The following is a 14,657-nucleotide window of genomic DNA, read 5'->3' as shown; positions in this document are numbered from 1 at the left end:
GGCAGGCACCTCTGGAACCCTTATAAATAAAGGGCTTCAGGGCAGGGGTGCCGGAGATGCCCTGTTTAAAAGGGCTCCAGAGCATACCCCTCTGAAATACCCTAAATACACGGGCTAGCGGGCAAGTGCCCGAAAAACTAAAAACAAGAATTGAAAGGGTTGTTTGACTGTAGGTGCTGGCTCCGCCCGCGAGGCTTCTCTTGATACCGTTGCGCTGTGCGGCAGCGCACCCCGCTGACTTTCTTTGCCTCGCCAAAGAAAGTCAGCAAAGAAAGGCGACCCCGAGGCGCAGAAGACTCCTTGTCGCGGGTTGCTTGGCAGCGGGCTTGATAACTCGCTTACGCTCGAACAATCAAGCCCTTGTTCCCGCCAAGCTATCCCGCGCCTGCGGCTGCGCCTAAGGAAGTTTGGGGTGCTTCGTCGTGATCGGATGCGCGAAGGGGTATGCTCGCAAACCCGTATAAATAAAGGCGATTCGGGCAGGTATCTCTGGAACCCTTATAAACAAAGGGCTAGCGGGCATGTGCCTCTAAAGCCCTTATAAATAGGGCGTTTGCGGGCGGGTGCTCTGGGGTGCCCTGTTTATAAGGGGTTCCGGGCATCCTTGGAGATGTCCGTGCATAAAGGGTTTCAGAGGGTTAGTTGGACACAGTGTTCCGGTTTATGTTTTTTGATGCCCTGAAGCCCTTTATTTACGGGGACCTCCGGGCATTTTATGTTTTCTGCCCTGTTTTTACGGATTTCAGGGGGCGCAAGCTTAAAGAGCGGCTCGACTTTGCCAAAAGACAAGGCGGCGAGCCGCAGGCAGTACGAGCAGTACGGCAAGGCGAAGCCAACGTAGTATTTTGGCGAAGGAAGCCGCTATGGCTTAACTTTGCCAAAGACAAGGCGGTAAAGCCGCAGGCAGTATGAGTAATACGGCAAGGCGAGCCAACGCAGTATTTTGGCCAAGGAAGCCGCTATGGCTCGACTTTGCCAAAGACAAGGCGACAAGCCGCAGACAGTACGAGTAGTACGGCAAGGCAAGGCCAACGCAGCAACGCAGCAGTTTGGCAAAAGAAGATGCTATCAACCCTCGGAACTGCCTGTAAATAAAGGATTTCTGGGCAGTCCTTGTTTTTTCCATAGCCCTAGCCAATCAGGCCGAGTCGTCTTATGACCCGAGCTGCGGCGGGAAGCGCAGTTCTCCACTATTTTCGGCGGCAGTATATTTCAGCGCCTGCACAACCCAGTCGCCGGCTGTCTGCATGGCTTTTTCCAGCCGGTCGCCGCGAAGCAGACCCGCGTTGAGGGCAGCGTGGAAAGCATCGCCCGTGCCCTTGACATCGCTGTCGATGCGCGGATGCCGGCTGCGGACGACGTTTCCGGCGCTGACGGCAAGGTTGACGATCTCTCCGGCACATGCGCCGGGGCTGCTGGTCACAATGACCGTTTTCAGCCTGCCGCCGAGCAGGCTGCGCGCAGCGGCAATGGCATCCTGCGGGTTATCGCTGCCTTTTTCGCTGAGGTAGCCCAATTCAAAATGGTTGGGCGTGATGAGGTCGGCGCAGGCGACAAGGCGACGGCGATAATGTTCCGCCAGCTCGGGACGAACATAAAGACCGCTATCGGCATCGCCCAGCACGGGGTCGATACTGACGCGCACATGCGGACGGCGGCGGCGCAGATCGGTCAGCCAGTCCCCCAGGATCTCCGCCTGTTCCGGGCTGCCGAGGTAGCCGAGAACGACAGCGCGCAGATGCTCCAGCGCGCGGCGGCGCTCAAGGTCTTCGAGGTAGCCGGCAAACCAGTCGGGCGGTATGGCGCCGCCATGAATGCTGTCGTAGTGCGGCGTGTTGGAAAAGAGAACCGTCGGCACGGCGCAGGCCCGGATGCCGAAGCGGCCAAACACAGGCAGGGCGGCGTTGTTGCCGACGGTGCCATAGACGACCTGCGACTGGATGGAGAGAACGTCTATCGGCAGCGGATGACGTTCGGCGTAATTCATCGTCATTGTGGTGATTGCGAGAGATTCGGCCAATAGGCGCTGTCGGGCGTATTGCGCGCACCGAAAATCGCCTGCCCGACGCGGACGGTCGTCGCGCCTTCGGCAATGGCAAGTTCAAAATCGCCGGACATGCCCATCGAAAGTTCGGCAAGCTCGGGATGCCGCTGCTGTAGGCGGTCGCGCGTTTCCCGCAGGCGGATAAAGCATTTCCGGACGGCGGCCTCATCGCTGCTGAACAGTGCAAGCGTCATTAGCCCGCGCGGTTTCAGGGCGCTGTAAGCAGGCAAGACCTTGAGAAAGCGCTCCGCTTCCTCCGGTGCGATGCCGTATTTCTGCGGTTCGTCGGAGGTATTGATCTGAATAAAAACGTCGAGGCTGCGCCCTTCCTGTTGCAGGCGGCGGTCCAGCGCTTCGGCGACGGATAGCTGGTCGAGCGCCTGAAACTCGGCGGCAAAACGGGCGACATAGCGGGCCTTGTTGGTTTGCAGATGCCCGATGATGGCCCAGCGCAATTGCGGCAGATCGTGCAAAGCCTGCCATTTTTGCCAGGCTTCCTGCACCCTGTTTTCGCCAAGCAGGTTGATACCGCCGCCGTCGCAGGCGGCACGCAGACTCTCCGCCGGCACGGTTTTGCTGACGGGCAGCAGACGAACTTCGGTCGGATCGCGTCCGCAACGGCGGCAAGCCGCGTCGATACGCGCCCGTACGGCGGCAAGATTGGCGCGGATGGCTTCCGCAGTCTCAGCGTGTGGATAAACAGGCTTCATTGTGTTGTGTATTCGGATTACAAGTCACAGCTTAGGGGGCGCGAATGGCTTAATCGCCGCCTCATCGGCGGTCAGATTTTAACTCCGCAATCTATCCGCTTTTCTCCTCTTCCAGATAACAGTGGCTGATCCAACATGGGCGGTATGCGAGTCTGCGCGTCGAACGTTCATAGTTCATCGCCTTGCCTTGTGCCTTGTACCTGGCGTTTGCACTTCAGCGCGCCAGCCAGCCGCCGTCGACAGCGATGGTGTAGCCGTTAATATAGTCAGCCGCCGCTGAAGCCAGAAACACGACCGCTCCTCCCAGGTCTTCCGGCGTGCCCCAGCGGCCAGCCGGGATGCGGCCAAGGATTTCCGCATTGCGCTGCGCATCACCGCGCAGGGCGGCGGTGTTGTCGGTCGCCATATAGCCGGGCGCGATGGCATTGACGTTGATCCCCCGCCCCGCCCATTCGTTGGCAAGCAGCATCGTCAGCCCTTTAATGCCGCTTTTCGAGGCCGTGTAGGACGGCACGCGGATCCCCCCTTGAAAAGACAGCATCGAGGCAATATTGATGATCTTGCCGCCACCACCCTGCCGGATGAACTGGCGCGCCGCCGCCTGGCAGAGAAAGAAAACCGACTTTAAGTTGACATCCATCACCGCATCCCATTCCTGCTCGGTAAAGTCGATGGCATCGTTGCGTTTGATGATGCCGGCGTTATTGACAAGAATATCAATGCGCCCAAAGTGTTCAAACGCCGTATCGATGATGCGCGGAATCACATCAAGCTTGGCGAGATCGGCCTGAATATGCGCATAACGGCGGCCGCTTGCCGCCACCGCCTGCGCCGTTTCCGGCGCCTCGGCAGCATGACCGACACCGGCGATATCCGCGCCGGCCTGCGCCAGCGCCACTGCCATACCGCGCCCGAGGCCGCGCGTTGCGCCGGTGACGACGGCAACCTTGCCATCGAGCTTGAAAGCATCAAGAATTCCATTCATTGCCTATTCTCCAAAATCGAGTGAAGCGCCAGGGAAACTGCCACCTGAATATGCCACGAGAAGCCGCCACAACGCTCCCTGGCGATCTTTCCATCTTCACCTTGACCGTATTTCTCCACCGCGCTGCGGGCTTTTACTGGCCTATCTATTCAGCCCATCCGTCAACGCAGATCGCCGGGCGCCAGCCCATCCATATCGTCAAATGTCTGGTTTTCGCCAGCCATCGCCCAAACAAAAGCATACGGCCCGGTGCCGACGCCGGAATGGATCGACCAGGACGGCGAAATCACCGCCTGTTCATTGGCAACGACGAGATGCCGCGTTTCCTGCGGCTGCCCGTGCAGGTGGAAGATCCGTGTTTCCGGCGCCATGCCGAAGTAGAGATACACCTCCATGCGCCGCTCGTGCGTGTGCGGTGGGAAGGTGTTCCACACGCTGCCCGGTTCCAGCACAGTCACGCCGAGTGCCAGCTGGCAGCTCTTGCAGACGGCGGGATGCACGTACTGGTTGATCGTGCGCACGTTGCAGCTCTCGGTCAAACCGAGCTTGCGCGGGTTGGCCATCTGGCGGGTAATGTGCACCGTTGGATATGTGGTGTGCGCCGGGCAACTGACCAGGTAAAACTTAGCCGGCTGCGCCGGGTCGTCGCTCTCGAAGGCGACGCTCGCCGTCCCCATGCCGACGTACATCCCTTCGCCGTTTTCCAGGCTCTGCACCTGCCCATCGACGTTCACGCGGCCGCGCTCGCCCAAATTGACGATTCCCAGTTCGCGCCGGTCAAGAAAATTCGGCGTACCGAACGTCTTGCCGCCTTGTAGCGCCAGGGCTTCCGACGTAGGCACCGCACCGCCAAAAACGACGCGATCGACATGCGTATACGTCAAACGCAATTCGCCGGTCACAAAAACCTGTTCAACGAGAAAATGCCGGCGCAACGCCGCCGTATCATAGCGCTTCACATCTTCCGGGTGATGCGCATAACGAATATCCAGTTTCATCGCTTCTCCATCAAAGATTTATCGCCTTCCGAACAGCGCCGTGGTGGCAGCCGAAAATTCGCCCGTAACCGGCGGGTAATTGACCGGCAGCTACGGTTTTTTGCCGAGAAAATCCTCGCGCTGCGGCGTAAAAATATCGAGCAGCCTGCCCTCGACAAGACAAGTCGCCCCGTGCGGCACCGAAGGTGGCACATAAACCGAATCGCCCGCCTTGAGCAGATGCCGCCGACCGTCCAGCAAAAATTCAAATTCCCCCTCCAGGCAATAACAGATTTGCTCGTGCGGATGATGATGCACATCGCCGACCGCGCCCTGCTGGAGAAAAATTTCGACGATCATCAAGCCGCCGCCATGGGCGCGGATTTTGCGGCTGACCTTGCCTGCTACGAGCGTTTCCGTCGTCAGCGCCGCATCCGGGAAAAACAAAGGGGTATTCAACGTCTCATTCATCACGCGCTTTTTCCTTATTCACCACCATACGGCGACACCACATGCCACACTGCCCTTAATTAACCCGGTAATGCGGCGCTTCGCCGAGCAATACCCGCCGTGCTTCTTCCGCCGCCTTGCGCTTGAGTTCCTGCGCCGATTCCGTCGAATGCCAGGCCATGTGCGGCGTGCACAAAAAGTTTTCGTGCGCGAACAGGGGATGATCCGCGCGCGCCGGCTCCTCGGCCAGCACGTCAAAGGCCGCGCCCGCCAGCCGTCCTTCAGCCAGCGCCCGCGCCAGCGCCGCTTCATCGACGATCCGACCACGCGCTGTATTGATCAGATACGCCGTCGGCTTCATATGGCGCAGGCGCGCTTCGTCAAGCAGATGGGCCGTGGAATGCGGCGCATCCGTCGTCAACGGGCAATGCAGCGACACGACGTCGGAGGTTTGTAGCAAGGTTTCCAGATCAGCGGACGCCATAAAATCCGGCAAGCCCTCCGGCGCGGCATACGGATCGTGCACCAGGATCCGCATTCCCAGCGCCTGGCAGCGGCCCGCCATTGCACGCCCGATGCGGCCGCCGCCGATAATGCCCAACGTCTTGCCCTGCAAACGGAAGACCGGCCGCGTTTCACGAAAGTCCCAGACACCGCGCTTCACCTGCGCATTGGCCAGCGCAATTTTCCGCGTCAGACAAAGCATCAGCGCCAGCGCATGGTCGGCCACTTCCTGCGTGCCGTAATCAGGGACATTGCTGACGACGATGCCGCGTTCAGCGGCCGCTTTCAGATCAACCGTATCGACGCCCACGCCGTAACGGACGATAACGCGGCACTGCCGCAGATGCGCCAGCACCCGGCGCGTCAGCGGCGCATACTGGACAAGCAGCGCCTCCGCCTCGGCGCACTGTACGATCACTTCATCCTCGGTGCGGCAATGCAGCCAGCGCACATTCTGGCAGACATCCGCCAGCGCCTGCCGCTCGGCCTCAATATTTGCGTGGTCGCAATCCGCAACGATGACGGTACGATCGTGACTCACACCGCGCTCCTTTCCATGTCAAGGTTGAAGGGCCCGGCCATCAATGCGATCCGGACGGCACCAGTTCAGCCAGAACCGTGCTCGATGCGAACACTTTTTCCCCGATCACGACCTTGACTTTCGCGTCAAGCGGCAGATACACATCGACGCGCGAGCCAAAGCGGATAAAGCCATAGCGTTGCCCTGCCACCAGTTTCATACTGACCGAAGCGTAATTGAGGATTCGCCGGGCAATGAGTCCGGCGATCTGCACGCAGGTCACATCCTGCCCATCGGTCGTTTTCAGGTGCAGGGCGCAGCGTTCATTCTCGCTTGAGGCTTTGTCCAGCGAAGCATTGAGAAAAGAACCGCGGTTGTACCATTTTTCCTGCACGACGCTGGCAACCGGCGCGCGGTTGGAGTGCACATTGAAAACATTCATGAAAACGCTGATCTTGAGCGCCCGGCGTTTCAGGTAGGGATCCTCGGCCTCCTCAACGACGACGATACGCCCATCCGCCGGCGCAACGATGCTGTTTGATCCGCCGGCGATGGTACGTGCCGGATCGCGGAAAAACTGCAGGCAAAAAAAGAAGGCCAACCAGAACGGCACAGACCAAAAGCCATACGGCGACACAATCAGCGCCAGCACCAGACTCACGGCGATGAAGCGCCAGCCTTCCCTGGCAATGATGGGATGCGGATAATTCATTAATACCTCATTGGTTGGGCCTCAGAATCCGGGCAATCCGGAGCACTGCGGCGGTCAATCCAAAAAAACCAGTTCAAAAAACCCGCCCGGAAACGCCTTGGGCGGCGCCGCACGATCGGCAAGACCGCCCAAGATTCCGGGATGCGCAGCAAAAACGACGAACCATGCCTTGACCGCCGCACGCTTCCGGCCGGTTGGGCGATTACCTATCGACGGTTCCGCTGCATTGGCAGATCAGTTAAAAGTTAGTTTTTCGACTGATCGACCAGCTTGTTTTTCTTAATCCAAGGCATCATGTCGCGCAGCTTGGCGCCGATCTTTTCAATCTGGTGTTCGGCGGTCAAACGGCGGTAGGCGGTCATCGACGGATAGTTGGTGTTGCCCTCAAGGATAAACTGCCTGGCGTATTCGCCATTTTGGATACGCGCTAGCGCTTCACGCATGGCGGTACGCGACTGCGCGTTGATGACCTTCGCCCCGGTGACGTATTCACCGTATTCGGCATTGTTCGACACCGAGTAATTCATCGTGGCGATACCGCCTTCGTACATCAGATCGACGATCAGCTTGAGTTCGTGCAGACATTCAAAGTACGCCATTTCCGGCGCATAGCCGGCTTCAACCAGCGTCTCGAAACCCATTTTGACGAGTTCGACGCAGCCGCCGCATAGCACCGTCTGTTCACCAAACAGGTCGGTTTCGGTCTCTTCGCGGAAGGTCGTTTCGATAACGCCCGCCTTGGTACCGCCATTGGCCGCCGCATACGACAAAGCGATGTCCCGTGCCTTGCCGGATTTATCCTGATAGACGGCGATCAGCTGAGGCACACCGCCGCCTTTGAGGTATTCGGAACGCACCGTGTGGCCCGGCCCTTTGGGCGCAACCATAATGACATCGAGATCCTCGCGCGGCACGACCTGGTTGTAGTGAATATTAAATCCGTGGGCAAAGGCAAGGGTTGCGCCTTTTTTGATGTTCGGCACCACTTCGCTGGAATACACGCCCGGAATATTTTCGTCGGGCAGCAGCATCATTACGACATCGGCGCCTTTGACCGCTTTGGCGACTTCTTCAACCTTGAGGCCAGCCTTTACCGCCTTGCTCCAAGAAGCACCGCCTTTGCGCAGACCCACCGTGACCTTGACGCCGGAGTCGGTCAGATTCTGGGCATGCGCATGGCCTTGCGAGCCATAGCCGATGATCGTCACCTTTTTGCCTTTGATGAGCGAGAGGTCGGCGTCCTTGTCGTAATACACTTTCATGTTTTGCCTTTCAACTGTGCGATGAAAAAAACCGTCTATCAACAAACAAACGGCATGCTGTTAAACCCGATCATGCCTGGACTCTGAGAATCCGGTCCCCGCGGCCAATACCGCTAATGCCCGTGCGAACCGTTTCAAGAATCAGTCTGGCGTCGATGGCCTGAATGAAAGAGTCCAGTTTCGAGCAACTGCCCGTTAATTCAATGACATAGGTCGTTTCGGTCACATCGACGACATGACCGCGGAAAATATCGACCATCCGCTTCATCTCCTCACGATCCTTACCGGAAGCACGTACCTTGATTAGCATCAGTTCGCGTTCAATGTGCGCCGCTTCGGAAAGATCGACGACTTTGACGACGTCGATCAGTTTGTTCAGCTGCTTGGTGATCTGCTCAATGATCTCGTCGCTGCCATTCGTCACGATGGTCAGGCGCGAGAGCGAGGCATCCTCGGTCGGTGCGACCGTCAGCGTTTCGATGTTGTAGCCGCGCGCCGAAAACAGCCCGGCCACGCGGGAAAGCGCGCCAGATTCGTTCTCCAGCAAAACTGAAATAATGTGTCGCATATCGGGCTTCCTCATAAACATTCGGCCAGAACGATTTCAGACAGCCCTTTGCCGGCCGCCACCATCGGGAACACATTGGCTTCCGGATTCGTACGAATATCCAGAAATACGGTTTCGTCCTTGTGCTCGAAGAACGCCTTGCGTAAGGCCGGTTCCAGATCCTCCGGCCGCTCGACACGCAGTCCGATATGACCGTAAGCCTCGGCCAGCTTGACGAAATCCGGCGCAAACTCCATATGGGTTTGCGAATAGCGCCGGTCGTAGAACATTTCCTGCCACTGCCGCACCATGCCCAGATAGTTGTTGTTCAGGCAAAGAATCTTGATCGGCAGGCGATATTGCTTGATCGTCGCCAATTCCTGGATGCACATCTGGATCGACCCGTCGCCGGTAATGCACGCAACCGGCTGCCCGGGGTGAGCCATCGCCGCGCCCATGGCATAGGGAAGACCCACGCCCATCGTGCCCAGACCACCCGAATTGAGCCAGCGGCGCGGCATGTCGAATTTGTAATACTGCGCAGCCCACATCTGATGCTGCCCGACGTCGGAAGCGACAAACGCCTTGCCTTCAGTCACTTTCCAAAGCGTTTCAATGGCGAACTGCGGCATGATTTTTTTGCCCATCTTGTACTTCAGACACGCCCTCGCCCGCCATCCTTCAATTTCTTCCCACCATTTCGCCAGATCGGGCTTGCCGGATTCAGTCTCCAACAGCCGATTCATTTCTTCGAGCACGTCGGCAACGTCGCCAACGATGGGCACATCGACCGGCACGCGCTTGGAAATCGACGCGGGATCGACGTCGATATGAATGATCTTGTGCGGCACCGAAAGGAAATGTTCGGGGTTGCCGATCACCCGGTCATCGAAACGCGCGCCGACGGCCAGCACCACGTCACTATGCTGCATCGCCAGATTCGCTTCCAGCGTGCCGTGCATGCCCAACATGCCCAAAAACTGCGGATCGGTTCCCGGAAACCCGCCCAAGCCCATCAGCGTATTGGTTACCGGCGCCCCCAGACGGCGCGCCAGCGCGGTCAGAGCTTCGGCGGCATTGCCCAGAATCACCCCGCCACCCGTATAGATAATCGGGCGTTTGGCGTTTAGCAGCAGATTAACCGCTTTCCTGATCTGCCCGGAATGCCCTTTCACAATGGGGTTATAAGAGCGCATATGAATCTCGGCCGGGTATTCAAACCTGCATTTGGCCGCTGTAACATCCTTGGGAATATCGATGACGACGGGCCCCGGGCGACCTGTCTGAGCGATGTAGAACGCCTTTTTCATCGTCACGGCGATATCCTCGACGTGCTTGATCAGGAAATTATGCTTGACGCAATGTCGGGTCACACCAACGGCATCGACTTCCTGAAAGGCGTCCTGACCGATATAGGAAGTCGGCACCTGCCCCGTGAGCACAACCAGGGGAATCGAATCCATATAAGCCGTCGCAATGCCCGTCACGGCGTTGGTCGCGCCCGGTCCGGAAGTCACCAGCGCCACGCCGACCCTGCCGGTCGATCGCGCCAGTCCATCGGCCGCGTGTACGGCGCCCTGCTCATGCCGGGTCAAAATATGGCGAACCCTGGGAACCTTATCCTGCTTGAAAAGTTCGTCATATAGATGTAAAACGGCGCCTCCGGGATAACCGAACACGTAATCAACTTTTTCTTCCTGAAGGCACCTGATCACAATTTCGGCGCCGGTCATCATCGTCATTGGTGTTTGCCTTATCATTCGTTTTAACAAGCGGAAATACGGCGTAACAGTACCGTTTAGCCGGTCATTGGTCAAGGCTACAAGGCCTTGGAAACCCTGGAAAACGCCGGGAAACATCGACTTAAATTTTCAGCAAGGATCCCTCTCTGGCCAGTCAACGCGAACTCTCTGATTTTCTTACCGCAACCGAACGCCGCGCCTTCAAACAGGCGGTTTTTGCGGTCAAGGACGAAGACACCGCGCTTGACATCGTGCAGGACGCGATGCTGCGCCTTGCCGAAAAATACGGAGACCGCCCGGCGGGCGAATTACCGCTGCTCTTCCAGCGCATCCTGCAAAACGCAATTCGCGATTACTACCGGCGCAGCAAAGTGCGTTCACTGTGGACAACCCTACTCTCTTCGCTGACCACCAGCGACAAGGACGAAGAGTTCGACCCGCTCGAAACGCTGGAAGTCAACACCGAAACCAGCACCCCCAACACCCCGCACGGACAACTGGAACAGTCGGAAATCCTCAAAGCCATCGAAAACGAAATAAAATCTCTACCGGCGCGTCAACGCCAGGCTTTTCTCATGCGTTACTGGGAAGAAATGGATGTTGCGGAAACCGCCGCAGCAATGGGCTGCTCCGAAGGCAGTGTCAAAACGCACTGCTCCCGCGCAACGCACACGCTCGCCAAGGCATTGAGAACCAAAGGAATCACGCTATGAACGAACAACAGTTTGCCTGCCAGATCCGGAAACACCTGGAGCAAGGGCTGCACGACCTGCCGCAGGCAACGGCGGATCGCCTGGCGCAAGCGCGCCGCATCGCACTGGCGCATCAAAAACAGGCCGTCGCGCAATCATCGCTAGCAACGGCCGGCAGCTTCCTGAATATTCATCTCGACATCCCGCGCCACTACAACCAACTCATCGCAGCGCTGGCGCTGGTCGCAGCCGCCGTATTGACGACATTCTGGCTGGCCGACCGGCAAGTCAACGAACTGAGCGAAATCGACAGCGCCCTGCTGGCCGGCGACCTTCCGGTCAATGCCTACACCGACAAAGGATTCAACGCATGGCTCAAACAGGCATCGCCCTAGCAGCGATCGCCGGCATATTCCTAACGGCGCCTGCCTGGGCGGCGCCCTCCGGCCCGGTACTCATGGCCACGCCGCCGCAGCCCATGTGGTATGAACTGACGACTGCGCAGAAAATCATCCTCGCCCCGCTTTGCGACGACTGGGATGCCATGGAAGCCTACCGCCAGAAAACCTGGCTCACCATCGCCAGCCGCTTTCCTGAAATGACCCCGCAAGAACAACGGCGGGTTCAGGAACAGATGCAAACCTGGTCCAAACTGACAAACGAAGAACGCATCGCCGCCCGCGAATTTTTCCAGGAAATGGCGCAAATGCCTGCGGCGCAAAGAGAACAGCTGCGCCAGCAATGGAAAGCCTACTCCAGCCTTCCGGAAGAAGAAAAAGAAAAACTCAAGAAAATGGCCGCCAAGCCCCCGCAATCGCAAACAACGCGCCCGGCCGCCCCACCCCCCACCCCCTCCCCAGCGCCCAATCCCGCCGACACGCCGGCAGCGCCCGCCCCGACCGAATCCCCCCAAACCCCCGACGCCCAATAACACACCCAATCGTTTCCTAGGGCACGGCAGCACGGCAAAGCGCCGCGACCGCCAGCCGCGCAGGAAGGACGCATTGCCGGCTGAATTACCACCGCTGGCGGCCGCAGACCCACCACAGCACCCACCACAGACCGACGACAACACCTGCCATACCCCCGCCACAAGGCCGCCCTGAACCCCGCGTAAAACGGGCATTTCCGGAGGGGCTGCCCGCAAGCCCACTGTTTACGGGCGTTTCCAGCCGACTTATCCGCTAGCCCACTGTTTACGCGGGTTTCCGGGCAGCCTACCCGCAAACGCCCTATTGACGCGGGCTTGCGGCCGGAAGATTTAGATAACCGAGCACATCTGAAAGGCGCAGACAGCAACTCGGCAAGCCACAGTAAAAAACGAGTAGTGTGCCTCATCGCCGTCGCTATCGCCGCAAACCACAAATCAGCCGGCCGCGTACCACCAGCGCATCACTGCCTCTTTTCGTACAAAGCCACGCCCCAAAAATTTAAGAGCACTACATCCACTGCACTTTTCCACAATCCTTATTCCAACCCATTGACAATTGGGTAACGCAGGACTAGCCTGCCACGTATTACTTTCTGATATTGAGACAGCGCTCAAAGCTAACGTATCGAAATATCTTCATACTCAGTGTCTCATCAAAGCAAGAGGCACAAGGATGAAAAATACAACGTCTTTTACAAAACACTCTATATCCTGTAATCATTACAGCACTTTTTCCAGAAATTTGTTAAGCCCCATAAATAATATTTTATTGCAAAAAAGTATATTGTGGTATTTGAATATTAAAAATACTCAATCTATCAAAAAGGGCGAGAAATGAAAAACTCCACAAATAAAAATACTACTGACACGTCGGTAGATAAAGAAATGCCATTAAAGAAGAGAAAAGCGCTCTATAAAAGAACAAAGGATATGCTGCGTACACACTCCTTGGGTGGAGTAGTAGCAGGAGTTTGTACTACATATGTGTCTTTAGAAAGTGCACCTGATAAAAATATTCCCGTTATAGATTTTATCAAGAGCAATATGCTGTATATTTACTTATCAATATTATTTATGTGCATTGTTTTTGCTATTCACTTTTATAGAAAAGATATTTCTATTTATTCTGAGTTCTTTAAAAAACTCAATCAATCAGATTATCTTCGTGACATTAGTGACGAAGAAAGTGCTTTAATATCAACTCAGTCTCTCTTTCAAGCCTTTGCGGTGCTCATTTTCTCTATGTTTGTTTCGTCTTTTATAGCATTCATGATTCTTCGGGAAGCCTTTGCCTGAAGCTTTGCCGACCAGCCCCAAACCCGCAAAGTATGGACAATGACGAAAGATTTCGTACTGCCTGCCCTAAACCCCGCGTAAAACGGGCATTTCCGGAGGGGCTGCCCGCCAGCCCAGCATTTACGGGTGTTTCCAGCCGACCTATCCGCTAGCCCACTGTTTACGCGGGTTTCCAGACTACCAGCCCGCAAACACCCTATTGACGCGGGCTTGCGGCCGGCCGATTTAGATAGCCGAGCACATCTGAAAGGCGCAGACAGCAACTCGGCAAGCCACAGTAGAAAACGAGCAGCACGCCTCGTCGCCATCGCTATTGCCGCGAGCTACAAGTCACAAGCCGGCAATGCCGCTACGGAAAAATGAGCTGTACGCCTCGTCGCCGTGAACCGCAAACCGCGAGCAACGAGCCAGCACAGCCGAAAAAACGAAGTTTCTGCAAAGCGTGGATAAATCTTGGTTTGCCGTCTCGAACATCCCGCAGCCGCCCGCGCATCACCGGCGCACCACTGGTCACGCAAGAGCAAAGCATCACTTCGGCTGTCGGCGCTTCGACAGTGCCTTACCTTGCACCGCCGGTCGCGCGGGAAGGAAACATCGCCGGTTGAACCGCTGGCGGCCGCATACCTGCCATAACACCACCACAGACCTACGACAACAATCGCCACAACACCTGCCCCGAACCCTGCGTAAAACGGGCATTTCCGGAGACTCTGCCCGCCAGCCCACTGTTTACGGGCATTTCCGGTCACCCACGGCTGAAACACCTATTCCACGCGGGTTTCCAGCCTACCTGCCCGCAAACGCCCTATTGACGCGGGCTTCAGGCCAGCCGATTTAGATAGCCGGGCGTCACACCCAGAACACGCAAACAGCAACTTGGTAAGCCACAGTAAAAAACGAGCAGCACGCCTCGTCGCCGTCGCTATCGCCGCAAACCACAAGCCAGCCGGTCGCGTACCACCAGCGCATCGCTGCCTCTTTCCATATAAAGCCACGCCCCAAAAATTTAAGAAGCGCTGCATCTTTCCACACTTCCTATTCCAGCCCATTGACAGCCGTATATCAGAAGACTAGCCTGCTCGCATCGTTTTTGCTGACGGTGCCTGACTCTCAAGAGACTTTACCCAAGGAGACGCTGTATGGCCTATCGCCAGATGCAAGGCAAAAATCAAATTCGTATGCCGCACGTCAGGCGGCCGCTGTGGGCAATTTGTTTTTCGGATCAGACGGGCGGAAGAGTGATTAAACAAATCAAGAATATAAATAATAAAAAGTGAAAAACTGT

The 14,657-nt window shown here is 56.9% G+C and carries 16 protein-coding genes; 6 read left to right on the top strand and 10 right to left on the bottom strand.

Annotated features, from left to right (window positions below):
- Positions 1–663 precede the first annotated feature (663 nt).
- Positions 664–912: a hypothetical protein gene (locus tag ABCS64_RS03635; RefSeq protein WP_418890559.1), complete on the top strand. Its 249-nt coding sequence runs from the start codon at positions 664–666 to the stop codon at positions 910–912.
- Between the two features lie 241 nt (positions 913–1,153).
- Here the strand turns inward: ABCS64_RS03635 and pdxK are convergent, their stop codons facing one another.
- From pdxK to ilvB, 10 genes are all read right to left on the bottom strand, one after another.
- Positions 1,154–1,993, bottom strand: a complete 840-nt coding sequence (gene pdxK, locus ABCS64_RS03630; protein ID WP_418890558.1) for a pyridoxine/pyridoxal/pyridoxamine kinase — start codon at positions 1,991–1,993, stop codon at positions 1,154–1,156.
- Positions 1,990–2,754, bottom strand: a complete 765-nt coding sequence (locus ABCS64_RS03625) for a YggS family pyridoxal phosphate-dependent enzyme (RefSeq protein WP_418890557.1) — start codon at positions 2,752–2,754, stop codon at positions 1,990–1,992. Before ABCS64_RS03625 ends, pdxK begins: the two co-directional genes overlap by 4 nt.
- Positions 2,755–2,968: 214 nt before the next feature.
- Positions 2,969–3,739, bottom strand: coding sequence for a 2-dehydro-3-deoxy-D-gluconate 5-dehydrogenase KduD (gene kduD / locus ABCS64_RS03620; RefSeq protein WP_418890556.1), 771 nt, complete (start codon positions 3,737–3,739; stop codon positions 2,969–2,971).
- Positions 3,740–3,900: 161 nt separating this feature from the next.
- On the bottom strand, positions 3,901–4,737 hold the full coding sequence (kduI, locus tag ABCS64_RS03615) for a 5-dehydro-4-deoxy-D-glucuronate isomerase (RefSeq protein ID WP_418890555.1): 837 nt from the start codon (positions 4,735–4,737) through the stop codon (positions 3,901–3,903).
- A 90-nt stretch (positions 4,738–4,827) separates the two neighbouring features.
- Entirely contained in the window at positions 4,828–5,187 is a 360-nt protein-coding gene (locus ABCS64_RS03610) for a cupin domain-containing protein (RefSeq protein WP_418890554.1), read from the bottom strand.
- A 55-nt stretch (positions 5,188–5,242) separates the two neighbouring features.
- Positions 5,243–6,211 (bottom strand): C-terminal binding protein, encoded by a 969-nt coding sequence (locus ABCS64_RS03605; RefSeq protein ID WP_418890553.1) that lies wholly within the window; start codon positions 6,209–6,211, stop codon positions 5,243–5,245.
- Positions 6,212–6,251: 40 nt separating this feature from the next.
- Positions 6,252–6,902, bottom strand: a complete 651-nt coding sequence (locus ABCS64_RS03600; protein WP_418890552.1) for a phosphatidylserine decarboxylase — start codon at positions 6,900–6,902, stop codon at positions 6,252–6,254.
- A gap of 245 nt (positions 6,903–7,147) precedes the next feature.
- Positions 7,148–8,164, bottom strand: coding sequence for a ketol-acid reductoisomerase (gene ilvC, locus ABCS64_RS03595; RefSeq protein ID WP_418890551.1), 1,017 nt, complete (start codon positions 8,162–8,164; stop codon positions 7,148–7,150).
- A 70-nt stretch (positions 8,165–8,234) separates the two neighbouring features.
- A complete protein-coding gene (ilvN, locus tag ABCS64_RS03590) occupies positions 8,235–8,732 on the bottom strand; it encodes an acetolactate synthase small subunit (RefSeq protein ID WP_418890550.1) in 498 nt (165 codons plus the stop codon).
- A gap of 11 nt (positions 8,733–8,743) precedes the next feature.
- Entirely contained in the window at positions 8,744–10,453 is a 1,710-nt protein-coding gene (ilvB, locus tag ABCS64_RS03585; RefSeq protein ID WP_418890549.1) for a biosynthetic-type acetolactate synthase large subunit, read from the bottom strand.
- A 125-nt stretch (positions 10,454–10,578) separates the two neighbouring features.
- Here ilvB and ABCS64_RS03580 point away from each other — a divergent pair, with 125 nt between their 5' ends.
- The 5 genes from ABCS64_RS03580 to ABCS64_RS03560 all read left to right on the top strand — a co-directional run bounded on the left by ABCS64_RS03580 (position 10,579) and on the right by ABCS64_RS03560 (position 14,649).
- Entirely contained in the window at positions 10,579–11,166 is a 588-nt protein-coding gene (locus ABCS64_RS03580) for an RNA polymerase sigma factor (RefSeq protein WP_418891867.1), read from the top strand.
- Positions 11,163–11,540, top strand: coding sequence for a DUF3619 family protein (locus tag ABCS64_RS03575; protein ID WP_418890548.1), 378 nt, complete (start codon positions 11,163–11,165; stop codon positions 11,538–11,540). The genes ABCS64_RS03580 and ABCS64_RS03575 overlap by 4 nt, the downstream gene beginning before the upstream one ends.
- On the top strand, positions 11,516–12,076 hold the full coding sequence (locus tag ABCS64_RS03570) for a DUF3106 domain-containing protein (protein WP_418890547.1): 561 nt from the start codon (positions 11,516–11,518) through the stop codon (positions 12,074–12,076). Before ABCS64_RS03575 ends, ABCS64_RS03570 begins: the two co-directional genes overlap by 25 nt.
- Positions 12,077–12,910: 834 nt before the next feature.
- Positions 12,911–13,372, top strand: coding sequence for a hypothetical protein (locus ABCS64_RS03565; protein WP_418890546.1), 462 nt, complete (start codon positions 12,911–12,913; stop codon positions 13,370–13,372).
- Positions 13,373–14,511: 1,139 nt separating this feature from the next.
- The gene (locus ABCS64_RS03560) at positions 14,512–14,649 is read left to right on the top strand and encodes a hypothetical protein (protein WP_418890545.1); all 138 of its coding nucleotides are present in this window, start codon (positions 14,512–14,514) and stop codon (positions 14,647–14,649) included.
- Positions 14,650–14,657 lie beyond the last annotated feature (8 nt).

Origin of the sequence: Dentiradicibacter hellwigii, assembly GCF_041770905.1 — a bacterium.
GTDB classification, from domain to species: domain Bacteria; phylum Pseudomonadota; class Gammaproteobacteria; order Burkholderiales; family Rhodocyclaceae; genus Propionivibrio; species Propionivibrio hellwigii.
This window is presented reverse-complemented; position numbering and strand designations above follow the sequence as displayed.